This window comes from Bacillus sp. FSL K6-0073 (assembly GCF_038006085.1).
Taxonomy (GTDB): Bacteria; Bacillota; Bacilli; order Bacillales; family Bacillaceae_G; genus Bacillus_A; species Bacillus_A cereus.
This window is the reverse complement of sequence record NZ_JBBOUN010000001.1, coordinates 5,114,863-5,130,589: the sequence shown is the minus strand read 5'-3', so window position 1 is coordinate 5,130,589 and position 15,727 is coordinate 5,114,863. Positions and strand designations below refer to the sequence as shown.

The window sequence follows — 15,727 nt, the reverse complement described above, 5'->3', positions numbered from 1 at the left end:
ATAAAATGAGAATAAAAAATAGCATCCTCTTATAAGAAAGAGGATGCTATTTGAATATTTCATAATTGAAAAGGCTATACTACAATTAGTCTTCGCGTTTTTTCACTTTTTTATAAAAGGAAATGATTGGTTTGTAGCGTTCATGTACAAGCCCGATTATTTCAGCGATGATTTCTGTGAAGAAAATCAAAGCGAAAAGAAGAATAATGGATAACCATAACGTTGCACTAGTGAAAATAATGGCATTTACACTAAAGAAAATACCGAATGCGTATATAATTAGTACCGTTTTGCGATGAGAGAATCCCATTGCAAGTAAGCGGTGATGTAAATGCGATTTATCTGGTGCTGAAATAGGTTTTTTATTTACGATACGACGGATGATTGCAAATATCGTATCAAATATAGGTACACCTAAAATGATAATTGGAACGATAAAACTGAATAACGTTACACTTTTGTATAATCCAAGTAACGATATAACAGAAATACAGTATCCTAAAAATAGTGCTCCTGTATCTCCCATGAAAATTTTTGCTGGATGGAAGTTGTAGAATAAAAATCCAATTGTACTTGCTAATATAATTAATGCAAGTGGCAAGATAATAGCTGTTCCAGTACCCCATGGGCTAGTGAAGGCCATATATGCTAGCGTTGCAAGTACGATAGATGAAATCCCAGCAGATAATCCATCTAAGCCGTCAATTAAGTTGATTGCATTCGTAATACCTACAAGCCAAAATACTGTAATTGGATAAGCAAGCCATCCAAGTTCAGTATCCCCAAGGAATGGGATATATAATACTTGCACTAATAATCCACTTTTTACAATCATAATGGCAACTAACAGTTGTCCACCGAATTTTACTCTCGCAGATAACTCGTACATATCATCTAAAATTCCGATGATTACAATGATAATCGCACCTAGCGTTATCGATAACATTCTTTGTTCATATAAGCCGCCGACAACAAATCCTACAGCTACACCAATAAATATTGCCAACCCGCCAAGACGTGGCATAATCTTTTGGTGCACTTTACGTGCGTTTGGCTTATCTGTCGCTCCTATTTTAAAAGCTAATTTAATAACTAAAGGAGTAACGACGAGTACAGTGATGAATGATGCCAAAATGGCATAAATCACTTGTGAGTCCATTAATACCCCACCCTTTATAGTCTAACGTAATTTTTTTTTGAAAATATATTTATCTGAAAATTATGATGTTTATTTACAGGCTCATAACATATGGTATCACAAAAAGATTAGAATTCAATCTTTTTTTCTTTTTACGGTTAATGGAAGCGGATAGAATATATGACAATTGTATATAGAATGTTGAATCATATAAGAAGGTTAATCGTACTGGGCTTTGGAATGTAACATTTCCTCTTTTTCTTCAATAGTGAATACTTTTATTTCAGTATTATAAGTGTTGCACGTAGAAATGAGTAAGTTTCGTGTTAAAATGTGGGAATTTATCACGCGTGACCTGGCAGTCTGATTCTCACTGATTAAGTTTTACTTTATAGTGCATTTAATTTTACAAAAACTTAAAAAAAAGTAAGGGAAGTAATTCATATAATGAAGAAGGAAAAGGGTTTTCTCATTTTTAATATGAGAGGGGGAAGCGCAGGGAGAGTTCTATATTTCATATCTTTTCTATTGTAAATTCCTGTGCGAAAAGGAAATGAAAATTACGATAGTAGGTACTGGATATGTTGGATTGATTACAGGAGTAGGATTGGCAAAATTAGGACATTCAGTTACATGTTTTGATATAGATGATGAAAAAATTGAACGGATAAAACAAGGGGATTTACCTATTTATGAGGCCAGATTACATGAATTAATAAATTATGCATATGAGAATAATGCTTTAACTTTTACATCAAATAAAGAAGAGGCATTTGATGATGTAGAGTTTATATTTATTGCAGTTGGAACACCACCTTTATTAGATGGGACGGCAGATTTAACGTATATTCAGAGTGCTTGTAACGATATTGGATTATATGCGACGAACGATATTATTGTTGTTACGAAAAGTACAGTTCCAGTAGGTACAAATGATGTAATGAAGGGATGGATTGAGGAGAAGTTAAAAGGGAGGCATACAGTACATATCGTATCGAATCCAGAGTTTTTGCGTGAAGGTTCAGGTATTTATGATTTCTTTCATGGAGATCGTATTGTAATTGGAGCGGATAGTGAAGAAGTAGCAAGAAGAGTAGAGAGTTTGTATAGTGAATTATGTTTAGAAACGTATGTTACAGATATTAAAAGTGCAGAGATGATTAAATACGCGTCGAATGCCTTTTTAGCTACAAAGATTAGTTTCATTAATGAAATTTCAAATATATGTGAGAAGGTAGGTGCGAATGTATTGGATGTTGCCAAAGGGATGGGAATGGATAAGAGAATCGGTGCATCTTTTTTAAATGCGGGCATTGGCTACGGAGGATCGTGTTTTCCGAAAGATACGAAAGCGCTGGTGCAAATTGCGGGAAATGTTGCTCATGATTTTCGTTTGTTAAAAGCAGTTATTGAAGTAAATAATAAGCAACAGCTGCTATTGATTGAAAAAGCGAAAAAAGTTATGAACATGAATAAAAAGCGAATTGCAGTTCTTGGCGCATCCTTTAAACCGAATACGGATGATATTAGAGAGGCATCATCTCTTATTATAATAGAAGCATTAATTAATATAGGTGCAGATATTGTTCTTTATGACCCAAAAGCAATTCAATATGTAAAGAATATATTTGGAGATGCTATACAATATAGTAGATGTATAGATGAATCGATTAGAGATGCGAGTGCGGTTTTTATCGTAACAGAATGGGGAGATATTCAAACTTATCCGTTAGAAAAGTACGTACAACTTATGAGGGAGCCTATTTTATTTGATGGGAGAAATTGTTATACTGATGAAGATGTTAAGAAACAAAAGATAGATTATTACTCGGTGGGAAGAAAAAGTATTTGTAATAGAAAAGTTTCTGTTATGCGTTAAAAAGGGATGTACTCATGCATATTTTTATATGTCATAATAGAAGCTGTAATTAGTGAAAGAAAAGAGGCAATCACATGACTGAACGTTTAAAAGTAATGACAATTTTCGGGACACGTCCAGAAGCAATTAAAATGGCACCTCTTGTATTAGAGTTGCAAAAACACCCAGAAAAAATTGAATCGATTGTGACTGTAACAGCACAACATCGCCAAATGTTAGATCAAGTATTAAGTATCTTTGGAATTACGCCAGATTTCGATTTAAATATTATGAAAGACCGCCAAACTTTAATTGATGTTACAACGCGTGGTTTAGAAGGTTTGGATAAAGTAATGAAAGAAGCGAAGCCGGATATTGTACTTGTACATGGTGATACAACAACAACATTTATTGCAAGTTTAGCTGCTTTTTATAATCAAATTCCAGTAGGGCATGTTGAGGCGGGCCTTCGTACATGGGATAAGTATTCTCCATACCCAGAAGAGATGAATCGTCAATTAACAGGTGTAATGGCGGATCTTCATTTCTCACCGACAGCAAAATCAGCAACGAACTTACAGAAGGAAAATAAAGATGAGTCACGTATTTTCATCACAGGAAATACAGCGATTGACGCGCTACAAACGACTGTAAAAGAAACATATAGTCATCCTGTACTAGAGAAACTTGGAAATGATCGTCTTGTACTTATGACAGCTCACCGCCGTGAAAACTTAGGTGAACCGATGCGTAATATGTTCCGTGCAATTAAGCGTCTTGTTGACAAACATGAAGATGTACAAGTTGTGTACCCTGTTCATATGAACCCTGTTGTTCGTGAAATAGCAAATGAAATTTTAGGTGAACATAACCGTATTCATTTAATTGAGCCGCTAGATGTAATTGATTTCCACAATGTTGCAGCTCGTTCATACTTAATGTTAACGGATTCTGGTGGTGTACAAGAAGAAGCTCCATCACTTGGTGTACCAGTTCTTGTTCTTCGTGATACAACAGAGCGCCCTGAAGGTATTGAAGCAGGTACGCTGAAATTAGCAGGAACAGACGAAGAGACAATCTTTGGTCTTGCTGATGAGTTGTTATCAGATAAAGAAGCTCATGATAAGATGGCGAAAGCATCTAACCCTTACGGTGATGGTCGTGCATCAGAGCGTATTGTAGAAGCAATTTTACAGCACTTTAATAAGTAAATAAAAAAGGCCCAATCGCATAGATTGGGCCTTTTTGTTACGGCTGATTGCGCATAATCCACTCTGCATGAGCATTTGTAGAAGGTGGCGGATCAGTTGGTGTTTTATTTTGGTTTGTTTCTTTTTTTGTTTGTTCGTTAGAATTAGAACTTGAATTTGAATCAGGATTTGAGTTGTTTTTTGTAGTTGGGTTTTTTGCTTTTTCTCCTAATTCTTTTTCAATTTCGTTACGCACCGTTTCTACACTGATTGGATCTGGAAGGAAGTAATAAATACCGCCTATCTTTTTGTCTTCGCCTTCAAGCTTTAACGTTTGCATTGTAGAAGGATCAAATCCAGAAAGTTTATTGTAAAGAGCAAGTCCGTCTGAAATAGGAATGTCGGTTTTTATATATTTTCCAACGACAGCTGTTAAATCTTTAATTTTAAATACAGTAGAGGTGGAGTTTAGTTTATGAGCAACAGCGGCCAGTAATTGTCTTTGTCTAGCAGCTCGACCATAATCGCCATTTGGATCTTGCTTTCGCATACGGACATAAGCAAGTGCTTCTTCACCGTTTAAGTTTTGCTGTCCTTGCTTAAATTGAATTTTTTTGTAGTAATCCACGTCAGAGCGCTCCCAGAAATCGAAGGGTACGTCAACGGTAACGCCGCCAACAGCATCAACGATACCTTTAAAGCCTTGGAAATCAATTTTCAGATAATGGTCTACAGGAACTTTTAGAAAGCCTTCGACAGTTTTGATTGCCATTTCTTCTCCGCCGTAAGCATGGGCAGCGTTAATTTTGTCTTCCTTATTTTTGCCAACAATTTTAACTCGAGAATCACGAGGAATACTCATAAGTGAAATCTTTTGCGTTTTTGGATTGACTGTTGCGAACATTAATGAGTCTGTACGACCATTTTGACCATCTGTCGCATAATCTTCTATACCCATAATGAGAATTGTAAAAGGTTCCTTTGTAATTTCTACATCTTTGTTTCTTAAATCTGATTTTTCACGAGTAAAACCACTATACATCCCCATAAGAGAAGAGTAAGAATTTAACACATAAACTCCTATGCTGCCAAATAAAAATGCGAAAATAAGGAAGAAGAAAAGTTTCCTTCTTCGCTTCTTTTTTATTCTGCTATTTTGGAGATGATAATAACGTTCTTCCATATATAATCTCCTTAGTTCGTTAGTTCATTTGTAGGGAAGTAATTCACTACATTAATCTTTGAAGGTGATAAATGGGTTATGCTTAGATAACATCTTGTTCTAAGTACAACATATCTCCTTCTGTAATTGTACATTTCCCGTTTGTTAATTCAATCATCCAATCTGTAAATGCTTGTTTGCCATCTTCTTCTACATACGTATCAAATGTGACATTTTCTAGATAATGTATATCTTTAATGGCATATTTTGAATTGCGTAATTCATTTTCCACTTTGCCAAGTAATGTGTAATCAATCTCGGTTTGCATCACACGCATTAGTTTTCGCTGGACAACACCGACATGATTAATGCCTTCGCTTGTACACTTTCCATATGCACGAATTAATCCACCTGCGCCAAGTTTAATGCCACCAAAATAGCGTGTTACGACAACAACGGTATCTTTTAGTCCACGTTTTTTAAGTACCTCTAGCATTGGTACGCCAGCTGTACCGCTAGGCTCGCCGTCATCATTTGCTTTTTGAATATGATCTTGTTCGCCAATTAAATAAGCGGAACAATTATGTGTTGCATTCCAATGTTGTTTTTTTATTTTTTGTATAAATTTTTGAGCCTCTTCCTCAGTCGTTGCTCGGCTAATATAACAAATAAATCTTGATTTTTGAATGACGATTTCGTGTTCGCCGTAGTCTTTGATTGTAAAATATTGTAATAGCACTTGTGTACGCCCCTATCTATCAAAATGACTAGTACTTTCCATTTTAAAAGCGAGCCTTTTTATATTCAAACATTTTTTCTAAATATGCTGAAGTTTTTGGTGAGTATTTTATCTTTTTGTTGTAATTTGTCGAGATGGTAGGTATAATTTCAACCGGCATTTTCATGTATGGATGCACCATTTGTAGTTTTCGTGTAAAATTAGGAAATAAAACTTTTTATAAGGCAGGTACGAAAATGAAAATAGCTATTGTTACTGATAGTACGGCATATATACCGAAGCAAATTCGTGATGAACTCAATATATATATGATTCCATTAAACGTTGTGTTTGGAACAGAATCTTATCAAGAAGAAGCTGAAATTTCAGCAGATGATTTTTATGTGAAAGTACGTGAACAAGAGGAACTTCCAAAAACTTCTCAACCAGCAATCGGAAAGTTTGTTGAGCTATATGAAGAACTAGCTAAAGATTATGATGCAGTTATTAGTATTCACCTATCAAGTGGAATTAGTGGTACATATCAAACATCAACGACAGCTGGACAGATGGTAGAGGGTATTGATGTATACACGTATGACTCTGAAATTAGTTGTGAAGTACAAGGATTTTATGTGCGTGAAGGTGCAAAGTTAGCAAGTGAAGGAAAGAACCCGAAAGAGATTATCGCTCGTTTTGATGAAATGAAGAAAACGATGGACGCCTATTTTGTAGTTGATGATTTACATCATTTACAGCGTGGTGGTCGATTGAATAGCGCGCAAGCTTTCATCGGCAGTCTGTTACAAGTGAAGCCAGTTTTATATTTTAGAGATAAAATCATTATTCCGTTTGAAAAGATTCGTACACGTAAAAAAGCATTAAAACGTATCATTGAAATTTTTGATGAGCAAGCAAGTAAAGGTGTACCTATGGAAGCAGTTATCATTCATGCGCAACGTGAAGAAGAAGCGAATGAATGGAAGAAAGAATTAGAAGCAAAATATCCTCACGTCACAATTCGTACAGGTTATTTTGGAGCTGTAATTGGTACGCACTTAGGTGAAGGTGCATTAGGTCTTGGATGGTATACGAAGTAATAAAGATATAAAAGCTCTCTTTTTAAGAGGGTTTTTTTACGGGTATGTTACGTTTAGTTGACAAGTTAATATTTGGAAATGGTAAAATGTACGTAAAATAAAATAATGAGGAAAGTTTTATAACTTACTTTTTACAAGAAACTATATTATAATAGAAGAGAGGTGAAACATATGGAGCATAATTCTTGTTTATGTCCAAAGTTTGAGTCAGCTTTTACTCTGCTTAGTAAGAAGTGGACTGGCTTAATTATTAAATCTTTGCTTGAAGAGTCGAAACGTTTTAGAGAAATCGCAGATATTATCCCAAATATGAGCGATCGTATGTTGTCAGAGCGTTTAAAGGAATTGGAAAGCGAGGGCATTGTAGTTCGTAATGTCTATCCAGAAGTACCAGTTCGAATCGAGTATGGCTTAACTGACAAGGGAAAAGCGTTAGAAAGTGTTATGGATGAGGTCCAAAATTGGGCTGAGAAATGGATGAAGTAGCATTTCATCTGTATTCGTATATTTAATAAAACGTAAGGAATTCCTTACGTTTTTTCTTTGTTTATAGAAGTGAGAAAAGTATATAAATTTCTACACATACATACAAAAATATACGCATTTTGCGCTAGAGCTACATATAATATTACATTTGTTTTACAAAAACGTAACATTAGCAAAAAAAATCCCGAATTATGGTATAAATTTTATAGGTTATATACGGAAAAAGAAAAAAGAAAGCGGTGTAAAAAATAAAATGAAAAAGCTAAAAATGGCATCTTGTGCATTAGTTGCAGGATTAATGTTTTCTGGGCTAACACCAAATGTATTTGCAGAAGATAAAATTTCTGATGTGAAATCACAAATTAACACGCAAAATGACACTTTACATAAACAACAACAAGAACGTGATGAATTACAAAAACAAATGAATGACTTAAACAAAACAATTCAAGGTTTAGATAAATCTGTTCAAGAGAATGCTGCAAAGCTTGATGAAACAATGAAAAAAGTTGCTGATACTGAGCAATTAATTGAAAAGAAAAATAAAGATATTGCAGAATTACAAACAAAGATTGCAAAACGTGAAGAGTTATTAAGAAAGCGTTTAGTTGCACTTCAAGAACAACCAAATACGAACGTTGTAACAGAAGTTCTTGTAAACTCTAAAAACGTTGCAGATTTAGTTGATCGTTTAACTTCTGTTTCTAAAATTCTTGAGTCTGATGAAGATATCATGAAAACACAACAAGAAGACCAAGCTAGTGTGAAAAAAGATGTTGCAACGGTAAAAGAAAAACAAAAAGAATTAAAAGAAGCACAAGCTCAAATTGAAACTGCTAAGAAAGAACTTGACGCTGAAAAAGAGAAAAAAGCAACAGCGGTAAACGATTTAAGCGGTAAAATGGATACAGTTGTAACTTCAATGACAAGTACGGAAGGTCAATTGAAAGAGCTTGAGAAACAAGCATTACAATTACAACGCATTGCCGAAGAAGAAGCACAAGCAAAAGCTGCACAAGAAGCTGCTGCTCAAAAACAAGCAGAGCAAGCTGCTAAAGCTGCGCAAGCTCAACCAGCACAAGCACCTGCAGAGCAAGCTGCACCAGCAAACAATGGTGGACAAGCTCAAAAAGAAGAGCCTAAAAAAGAAGAACCTAAAAAGGAAGAGCCTAAGAAAGAAGAGCCTAAAAAAGAAGCACCTAAACAAGAAGAGAAAAAACCAGCTCCAAATGTGGGTGGCGTAATTGGTAAAGCGCAAAGCTACTTAGGTTTACCATATGTTTGGGGAAGTGCATCTCCATCAAATGGTGGTTTTGACTGTAGTGGATTCATTTCTTACATCTTTGGTGTAGGTCGTCAAGACGTTAATGGTTACTGGAATTCTGTTTCAAAAGTGAGTAGCCCACAACCAGGAGACTTAGTATTCTTCCAAGGTACTTATAAAGCAGGTCCATCTCACATCGGTATTTACGTTGGTAATGGCCAAATGATCCATGCTAGCGATAAAGGAATTGCGTACGGTGATATTAACAGTTCGTATAACAAAAAACATTTCTTAGGATACGGTCGATTCTAGGATTTATAAAAGAATAAAAAACGTGTATAAAGTCGATAGCTTACTATTTTATAAGTAGGTTATCGGCTTTTTTGAGTTTTTACGAGATGATGAGAAAGGTTTATAGTAGTGCTGGAGGTGATTGTTGATGCTATCGGGGAAACAGTTGCTATTAGAAGAACTTTCTTCAGATTTACAGAGGGAATTAAACGATTTGAAAAAGAAGGGAGAGATCGTATGTGTACAAGGTGTAAAAAAGAAGAATTCTAAATATATGTGCCAACGCTGTGGAAATGTAGATCGGCGGCTATTTGCATCGTTTTTATGTAAAAGGTGCAGTAAAGTGTGCACATATTGCCGGAAGTGTATAACGATGGGGAGAGTAAGTGAATGTGCTGTACTTGTTCGCGGGATTGCTGAAAGAAAGAGAGAAAAGAATTCAAATTTGTTACAGTGGAACGGGACGTTGTCTACTGGCCAGAATTTGGCGGCGCAAGGAGTTATAGAGGCTATTAAGCAAAAAGAATCATTTTTTATTTGGGCTGTATGCGGGGCTGGGAAAACAGAGATGTTGTTTTACGGAATTAACGAAGCGCTTCAAAAAGGAGAAAGAGTTTGTATCGCAACGCCGAGAACGGATGTTGTTCTGGAATTAGCACCGAGATTGCAAGAAGTATTTCCATATATACAGGTAGCGGCTTTATATGGAGGGAGTGTGGATAAAGAAAAAGATGCAGTACTAGTCGTTGCGACTACGCATCAATTATTACGTTATTATAGGGCGTTTCATGTCATGGTTGTAGATGAGATAGATGCTTTTCCATATTGTGCAGATCAAATGTTACAGTACGCGGTAAAACAAGCGATGAAAGAAAAAGAGGCGCGTATTTATTTAACTGCGACTCCAGATGAAACATGGAAGCGAAAACTTAAACAAGGTAAACAAAAAGGTGTTATTGTTTCTGGACGATATCATCGTCATCCTTTGCCAGTTCCTTTATTTTGTTGGTGCGGGAATTGGAAAAAAAACCTCATTCATAAAAGAATTCCTCGAGTTTTACTACAGTGGTTACAAACATACTTAAATAAAAAATTCCCTATTTTTTTATTCGTCCCCCATGTGCGATATATAGAAGAAATAAGCTTGTTGTTAAAACCATTAAACAATCGAATTGAAGGTGTACATGCAGAAGATCCGGAGAGAAAAGAAAAAGTAGCGGCTTTCAGAAAGGGAGAAATCCCATTATTAGTTACAACGACAATTTTAGAGCGAGGCGTAACGGTGAAAAATTTGCAAGTCGCAGTTTTAGGGGCGGAAGAAGAAATATTTTCAGAAAGTGCGCTCGTACAAATTGCGGGCCGAGCAGGGCGGAGCTTTGAAGCACCGTATGGAGAGGTCATTTATTTTCACTATGGCAAGACAGAGGCGATGGTGCGCGCGAAAAAACATATTCAAGGTATGAATAAAAATGCGAAAGAACAAGGATTGATCGATTAATGCATTGTTTACTTTGTGATGAGTGTTTTGTAGAAAAGATTAGTTGGTACACTTTTTTTGTAAAGTGTCATAGAAAATATATATGTGATAGATGTGAGCAGAAACTTTCCTATATTATAGGAGAAATTTGCATGGAGTGCGGGCGACCTTTAGAATTTGTTCCTGCCTCATTTCAAGAAGACGGTATTTGTATAGATTGTATAAGGTGGACGAAAGAGGAGAAGTATCGTTCTTTTAAAAACCGTTCGTTATATATGTATGATGATGAGATGAAAGAAATAGTAGCACAGTTTAAGTTTCGGGGGGATGCAGAGTTAGTGCACATTTTTTATCGTCCTTTTCGAAGTTTATTTCAAAAGTATTTTGCCAATGTTTCAACCGTTATCGCTGTTCCGCTTAGTAAGGAAAGGGAAATTGAACGTGGTTTTAATCAAGCTGAGTTATTAGCAACTTGTTTGCCTGTCAAAATTTCTTATCCATCATTAAGAAGAAGGGAAACAGAAAAGCAAAGTAAGAAGACACGTAAAGAAAGGGTGTCAGGAAGCAATCCTTTTTATTTTCAGGGAGAAGAGATGTTTTCTGGGCAACATATTTTACTCGTTGATGACGTGTATACGACAGGGATTACAGTTAGGCAAATCGGAAGTTTGTTATATGAAAGAGGGGCAAGGGAAGTATCTAGTTTGACACTTTGTAGAAGTTAATATGGAAGTGTCGAAAGGGATAATAAAAAGGCGATAAGTCTTCTTTGACTTCATATGTTGTCATTCGTTATAGTCAAAATATGGGGCGAATGCCCTGATTTTTAGAGTGAAGGGAATGGAATGAACATGCAAGGAAGAGTGAAATGGTTCAATGCAGAAAAGGGATTTGGGTTTATTGAGCGTGAAGATGGTGACGATGTATTTGTCCATTTTTCTGCTATTCAACAAGATGGATATAAGTCATTAGAAGAAGGGCAACAAGTAGAGTTTGACATTGTAGATGGAGCACGTGGACCACAAGCAGCTAATGTTGTGAAACTGTAGGGTATATTGTTTTTGGAAGAGAAAGCTGCATTTGTGGCAACGTTATATATAGTAGAACCTCTTGTTTTTCGCAAGGGGTTTTTGTTATAGGATAAGTTGTCAAAAAGTTGTTTCTTTTCTGTAACGAATTGTCCACAGAAATATTCGTTATTCACGATGTTAATAGGATAAAATAAAGATAGAAACGATGCATCTTTTCATTTCAACAAAAAACGATAAAAAAATCGCAATTCCACTAATTTTTTTAAAAAAGTTAGAAGGAGTTTTTAAGCCAATGTCGAAATTATAATACATAGGCTTGAAAGGAGGAATTCATCTATGAAATTCAACATTCGTGGTGAAAATATTGAAGTAACTCCAGCATTAAAGGAATATGTAGAGAAAAAACTAAGTAAGTTAGAGCGTTATTTTGATACATTCCCAGAGATTAAAGTTAATTTAAAAGTATACTCTGACAAGCAACGTGTCGAAGTAACAATACCATTTACTGATTTATTACTTCGTGCAGAAGAAACTAATAGCGATATGTACGCTGCTATCGATTTAGTAGTTGATAAAATTGAGCGACAAATTCGTAAACATAAAACAAAAGTCAATCGTAAGTTACGTGAGAAAGGTTCTATGAAAACGAACTTTATCCTTCCAGAAGCAGTAGCTGTTTTGGATGAGGTAGAAGAAGATGAATTAGAACTTGTACGTACAAAACGATTCGATTTAAAACCGATGGACGTTGAAGAGGCAATCCTACAAATGGATATGCTAGGACATAATTTCTTCGTCTTCACAAATGCTGATACAAACGAAACTAATGTTGTATATGGCCGTAAAGATGGGAAATACGGTTTAATCGAAACTAAATAATAATTCGAAAGCGCAGCCGAAATGGCTGCGCTTTTTTTGTATTTTTCGCAGCAAGGCTAAAAAAGTTTTATAAGTAGCCGATTTCATTAAGAAGTGATTTTTAGGCGGTATTTCCTCAAAACAGCAGGAGAAAATTCGAAACTTAGAGAGGTGAGTTACTCTTTATTATTTGGAACAAGCATAGGAATGTAGCTAACTTTACAAGTAATTCTTTGCTAGGGATATAGTATTGTTTTTAAAAATTTAACGAAATGTTCGCAAGTGTAAAAGTAATATTAAATATTCTGAAATCCATTGAAGGTGTGTTGAGGTGTTGTTACCATAATATTGTATTATATTGATTTTATTCATTCAGTGGAAAAATACAATCAATATAATGCTACAAATTATCGGAGGTGCTTTTAGTGAGCATTAAGAAAAAAAGTCGTTTTATGTTTGGATCTGTTTTATCGTTAGGTATTTTAGCTAGTACTTTCGCTTTAACCGAACCGGCTAAGGCTAGTACAAGGGATGACCATGTGAATTTTACCTTTAGACTTTGGAGTCCATATGATTATACTAATGCACGTCCTAAAGAGACGCCTACCTCTATGTATATGCGTGTGAAGAGCAGTGAGAAGGGCGGAGGTTCTTTCAATGTTTGGACAGAAGCAGATAAAAATAAAAATGCAGAAGATAGAAAATGGGTAAATGTTTCAGGTAAGCATGAAGGAACAGTGATACCAGGTAGAACATATCTTTTTCAAAATTATGCATATGAAAACCATGGGAAAAATGTGCCTGTGAGATTTGGTGGTTATTCTAGAGAAAATAATGCTTATCCTACTGCTTGGAGTCCTGATAGTGTAAGACCTAGTGGACCTTACATTGAATATTGATTTAGAAATTATAAATTGAAATTATTTATTTTATAGTGCTAGAAAAAGTCGTATAGTTTCAAATCCGGATTATACGACTTTTCCTGTTATTTCATTTTTAAAATAGGAGGAGCTGTAATGAGGTTTATTTCAAAAAATATTTTAGTTTGTTTTTTTATATTGAGTATTAGTTTCTTAGTTTCTTGTCAAAAGAAAGTAGATGAACCTATTGTACATATTGAAGATACTTTAACGGAAAAAGATAATTTGAAAAGTATTGAATTAAAAGGAATTAACAAAAATACTATTTTTGAACAAGTGTTTTTGGAAAGTGAAAATGGTGATGATTTCTTTCAAGGACAAATAGAAAAAAATGATAGTTTAATAGAGGATAAGCTTTCAAATAAAAAATTGAAATTAGGAGTTATACCAGAAAATTATTATGTTTTTTTGACGGGTGTTACGAATAAGAAAAAACCAACGTATCTCTTGGGACGGATTGAACAAACTGATGGAGAAGTAATTCAGTGGAAACAAGAAGTTAAGAGTGTAAAAAGAAAAGGCACAAATGATGTTTATCAGTATGAAGTTGAGTTTCCTAAATTTGAAGGAGAGAGAGCAAATGTTTCTTTTCGTTACATTTGGTTAAATAAAGAAAAGAAATGTTATGGTGTTGCGGATCAATTGTTCATATTAAAAAAGATTTAAATTTAATGGTTTATGGAGGAGCTATAGATGAGTTACTTTTTAGGAAGGATTTTAAAAGGTAGGATGTTTTGGTTGTCTTTATTTATTATGTTAGTAATTGTTATTGCTCAATATATTGCTATGTTTGTGACAACTAAAGGATTTAACGATGCTGGGATTATAAAGGTATCCCCATATTTATCTAATATTTTATATTTTAATAGATTATCGTTTTATAGTGAGTTTTATTTACTTATATTTCCTATGCTTTCCGCAATGGCTGTAGCAGGGATTTATAGAATTGATAAAAATTATGGATTTATTTATCCTGTTATTTCTAAGATGGGAACATGTTATTATTTTAAGCTGCTTTATTTTATTAATTTTATTGTATCTTTTTTTATTATAAGTGTCCCTTTACTATTTAATTTTTATTTATATGTGATGACTTATCCAACAGTTGCTCCGCATCCAATATTAAATTATATGGCTTCTACTGTTTCGCCAACAGCTCAATTTCATATAGTTTATTATAAGTACCCTACTTTATATTTTCTAATGTATGTATTTTTAAATGGTTTATACGGTGCGGTTTTTTCGAGTTTAGCTTTATCAGTTTCGTTTTTTATAAAACGAGTTTATTTTATTTATTTAGTTCCATTTATTTTACATATTTTTTGGCTTGGTATTGGAAAAGGGATTCTCAATCCTAAAGATTATTTAATTAAAGATTTTGGCTTTTTTGAATTACAAATTTTTCTTAGTGTACTGTTATGTATTTGGTTTTGTTCTGTAGTTCTTTATTTACGGGGGAGTAGGAAGCATGTTCTTTTATAATGTTATGAAAGAAACTATAAGGATGAAATATGTTTGGTTAAGTATTCTCTTTTTACTTAATGTCAGTATCATTGGTTGTTTGTTCAATTATTTTGAAACCGGAATTATAAAAGAGCAAATGAACGAATTGGAAGCTTTGTATAAGGTTATGTCGTTGTATAATTTGTCGACTATATTTATTCCTTTAACAATTGTTTTTTCTGTATATTCTATGTCGAACTTTTTTAGTATTTATGTTGTTTACAGAGTGAATAATGCATTGAAATTAGTTTCTATATATTATTTAAAATTATTCGTTTTTGTTTACTTTTTTGCTGGGAGTATGATTTTACAGTTGTTTTTGATGTCAACTATGATGGCTGTAACTAGTGTTGATGTAAATTATCCATTATTATTTTGCATTCAATTATTTGCGAGTGTTTTTATATGTATGATAAGTGCTTTATTGCAATTATTTTTACCTAGTTTACTTGTAATAATATGTATGATTACTGCTGTTTTATTAGATAGATTTATATTACATGGATTTTTATTTACAAATGCTTTTTATATAAATGTCTTTGAAGATGCTACTGGTTTATTTATACGCTTATTTGGCTGTTTTTTTATCTTTTTTATAAGTGTATGGATTTTATCTAAAAAAAGTTATATTTCTATGAATGATGAGACAGAGGTGGTCTAGTTTACATTATGATCTTATATTATTTGTTAAAAAGAGATTTATATGTAAGGTTTCGAGATTCCATCAAGAT

The 15,727-nt window shown here is 34.1% G+C and carries 16 protein-coding genes; 13 read left to right on the top strand and 3 right to left on the bottom strand.

The annotated features are described in order from the left end of the window. Positions 1-85 precede the first annotated feature (85 nt). The gene (locus MHB52_RS26665; protein ID WP_000378319.1) at positions 86-1,159 is read right to left on the bottom strand and encodes a glycosyltransferase family 4 protein; all 1,074 of its coding nucleotides are present in this window, start codon (positions 1,157-1,159) and stop codon (positions 86-88) included. Positions 1,160-1,691: 532 nt separating this feature from the next. Here MHB52_RS26665 and MHB52_RS26660 point away from each other — a divergent pair. After that, positions 1,692-3,017, top strand: a complete 1,326-nt coding sequence (locus MHB52_RS26660) for a UDP-glucose dehydrogenase family protein (RefSeq protein WP_000704918.1) — start codon at positions 1,692-1,694, stop codon at positions 3,015-3,017. Positions 3,018-3,091: 74 nt separating this feature from the next. Then, positions 3,092-4,207, top strand: coding sequence for a non-hydrolyzing UDP-N-acetylglucosamine 2-epimerase (wecB, locus tag MHB52_RS26655; RefSeq protein ID WP_000140145.1), 1,116 nt, complete (start codon positions 3,092-3,094; stop codon positions 4,205-4,207). Between the two features lie 37 nt (positions 4,208-4,244). On the opposite strand, the gene MHB52_RS26650 is transcribed toward wecB, so the two are convergent. Continuing rightward, positions 4,245-5,369 (bottom strand): LCP family protein, encoded by a 1,125-nt coding sequence (locus tag MHB52_RS26650; RefSeq protein WP_000392797.1) that lies wholly within the window; start codon positions 5,367-5,369, stop codon positions 4,245-4,247. Positions 5,370-5,451: 82 nt separating this feature from the next. Further along, positions 5,452-6,087, bottom strand: a complete 636-nt coding sequence (locus MHB52_RS26645; RefSeq protein ID WP_016118898.1) for a YigZ family protein — start codon at positions 6,085-6,087, stop codon at positions 5,452-5,454. 236 nt (positions 6,088-6,323) lie between these two features. Here MHB52_RS26645 and MHB52_RS26640 point away from each other — a divergent pair, with 236 nt between their 5' ends. The 11 genes from MHB52_RS26640 to MHB52_RS26590 all read left to right on the top strand — a co-directional run bounded on the left by MHB52_RS26640 (position 6,324) and on the right by MHB52_RS26590 (position 15,657). Continuing rightward, entirely contained in the window at positions 6,324-7,166 is an 843-nt protein-coding gene (locus tag MHB52_RS26640; protein ID WP_000684725.1) for a DegV family protein, read from the top strand. A gap of 171 nt (positions 7,167-7,337) precedes the next feature. Then, entirely contained in the window at positions 7,338-7,652 is a 315-nt protein-coding gene (locus tag MHB52_RS26635) for a winged helix-turn-helix transcriptional regulator (protein WP_000400857.1), read from the top strand. 148 nt (positions 7,653-7,800) lie between these two features. After that, positions 7,801-9,228, top strand: coding sequence for a C40 family peptidase (locus MHB52_RS26630; protein WP_016118897.1), 1,428 nt, complete (start codon positions 7,801-7,803; stop codon positions 9,226-9,228). A 127-nt stretch (positions 9,229-9,355) separates the two neighbouring features. Beyond that, entirely contained in the window at positions 9,356-10,705 is a 1,350-nt protein-coding gene (gene comFA, locus MHB52_RS26625) for an ATP-dependent helicase ComFA (RefSeq protein ID WP_016118896.1), read from the top strand. After that, positions 10,705-11,409, top strand: coding sequence for a ComF family protein (locus tag MHB52_RS26620; protein WP_033683590.1), 705 nt, complete (start codon positions 10,705-10,707; stop codon positions 11,407-11,409). The genes comFA and MHB52_RS26620 overlap by 1 nt, the downstream gene beginning before the upstream one ends. Positions 11,410-11,535: 126 nt before the next feature. Continuing rightward, the gene (cspC, locus tag MHB52_RS26615) at positions 11,536-11,733 is read left to right on the top strand and encodes a cold shock protein CspC (RefSeq protein ID WP_001990088.1); all 198 of its coding nucleotides are present in this window, start codon (positions 11,536-11,538) and stop codon (positions 11,731-11,733) included. 318 nt (positions 11,734-12,051) lie between these two features. Next, positions 12,052-12,594 carry a ribosome hibernation-promoting factor, HPF/YfiA family gene (gene hpf / locus MHB52_RS26610; protein WP_000671186.1) on the top strand — a complete coding sequence of 181 codons (543 nt, stop codon included), beginning with the start codon at positions 12,052-12,054 and terminating at the stop codon, positions 12,592-12,594. Positions 12,595-12,998: 404 nt separating this feature from the next. Continuing rightward, positions 12,999-13,472 (top strand): hypothetical protein, encoded by a 474-nt coding sequence (locus MHB52_RS26605; RefSeq protein WP_000023377.1) that lies wholly within the window; start codon positions 12,999-13,001, stop codon positions 13,470-13,472. Between the two features lie 117 nt (positions 13,473-13,589). After that, positions 13,590-14,159, top strand: coding sequence for a hypothetical protein (locus tag MHB52_RS26600; RefSeq protein WP_061664408.1), 570 nt, complete (start codon positions 13,590-13,592; stop codon positions 14,157-14,159). A 27-nt stretch (positions 14,160-14,186) separates the two neighbouring features. Continuing rightward, positions 14,187-14,975, top strand: a complete 789-nt coding sequence (locus tag MHB52_RS26595) for a hypothetical protein (RefSeq protein WP_000120044.1) — start codon at positions 14,187-14,189, stop codon at positions 14,973-14,975. Further along, positions 14,962-15,657, top strand: coding sequence for a hypothetical protein (locus MHB52_RS26590; protein WP_000466507.1), 696 nt, complete (start codon positions 14,962-14,964; stop codon positions 15,655-15,657). The genes MHB52_RS26595 and MHB52_RS26590 overlap by 14 nt, the downstream gene beginning before the upstream one ends. The last annotated feature ends 70 nt before the right edge of the window (positions 15,658-15,727 follow it).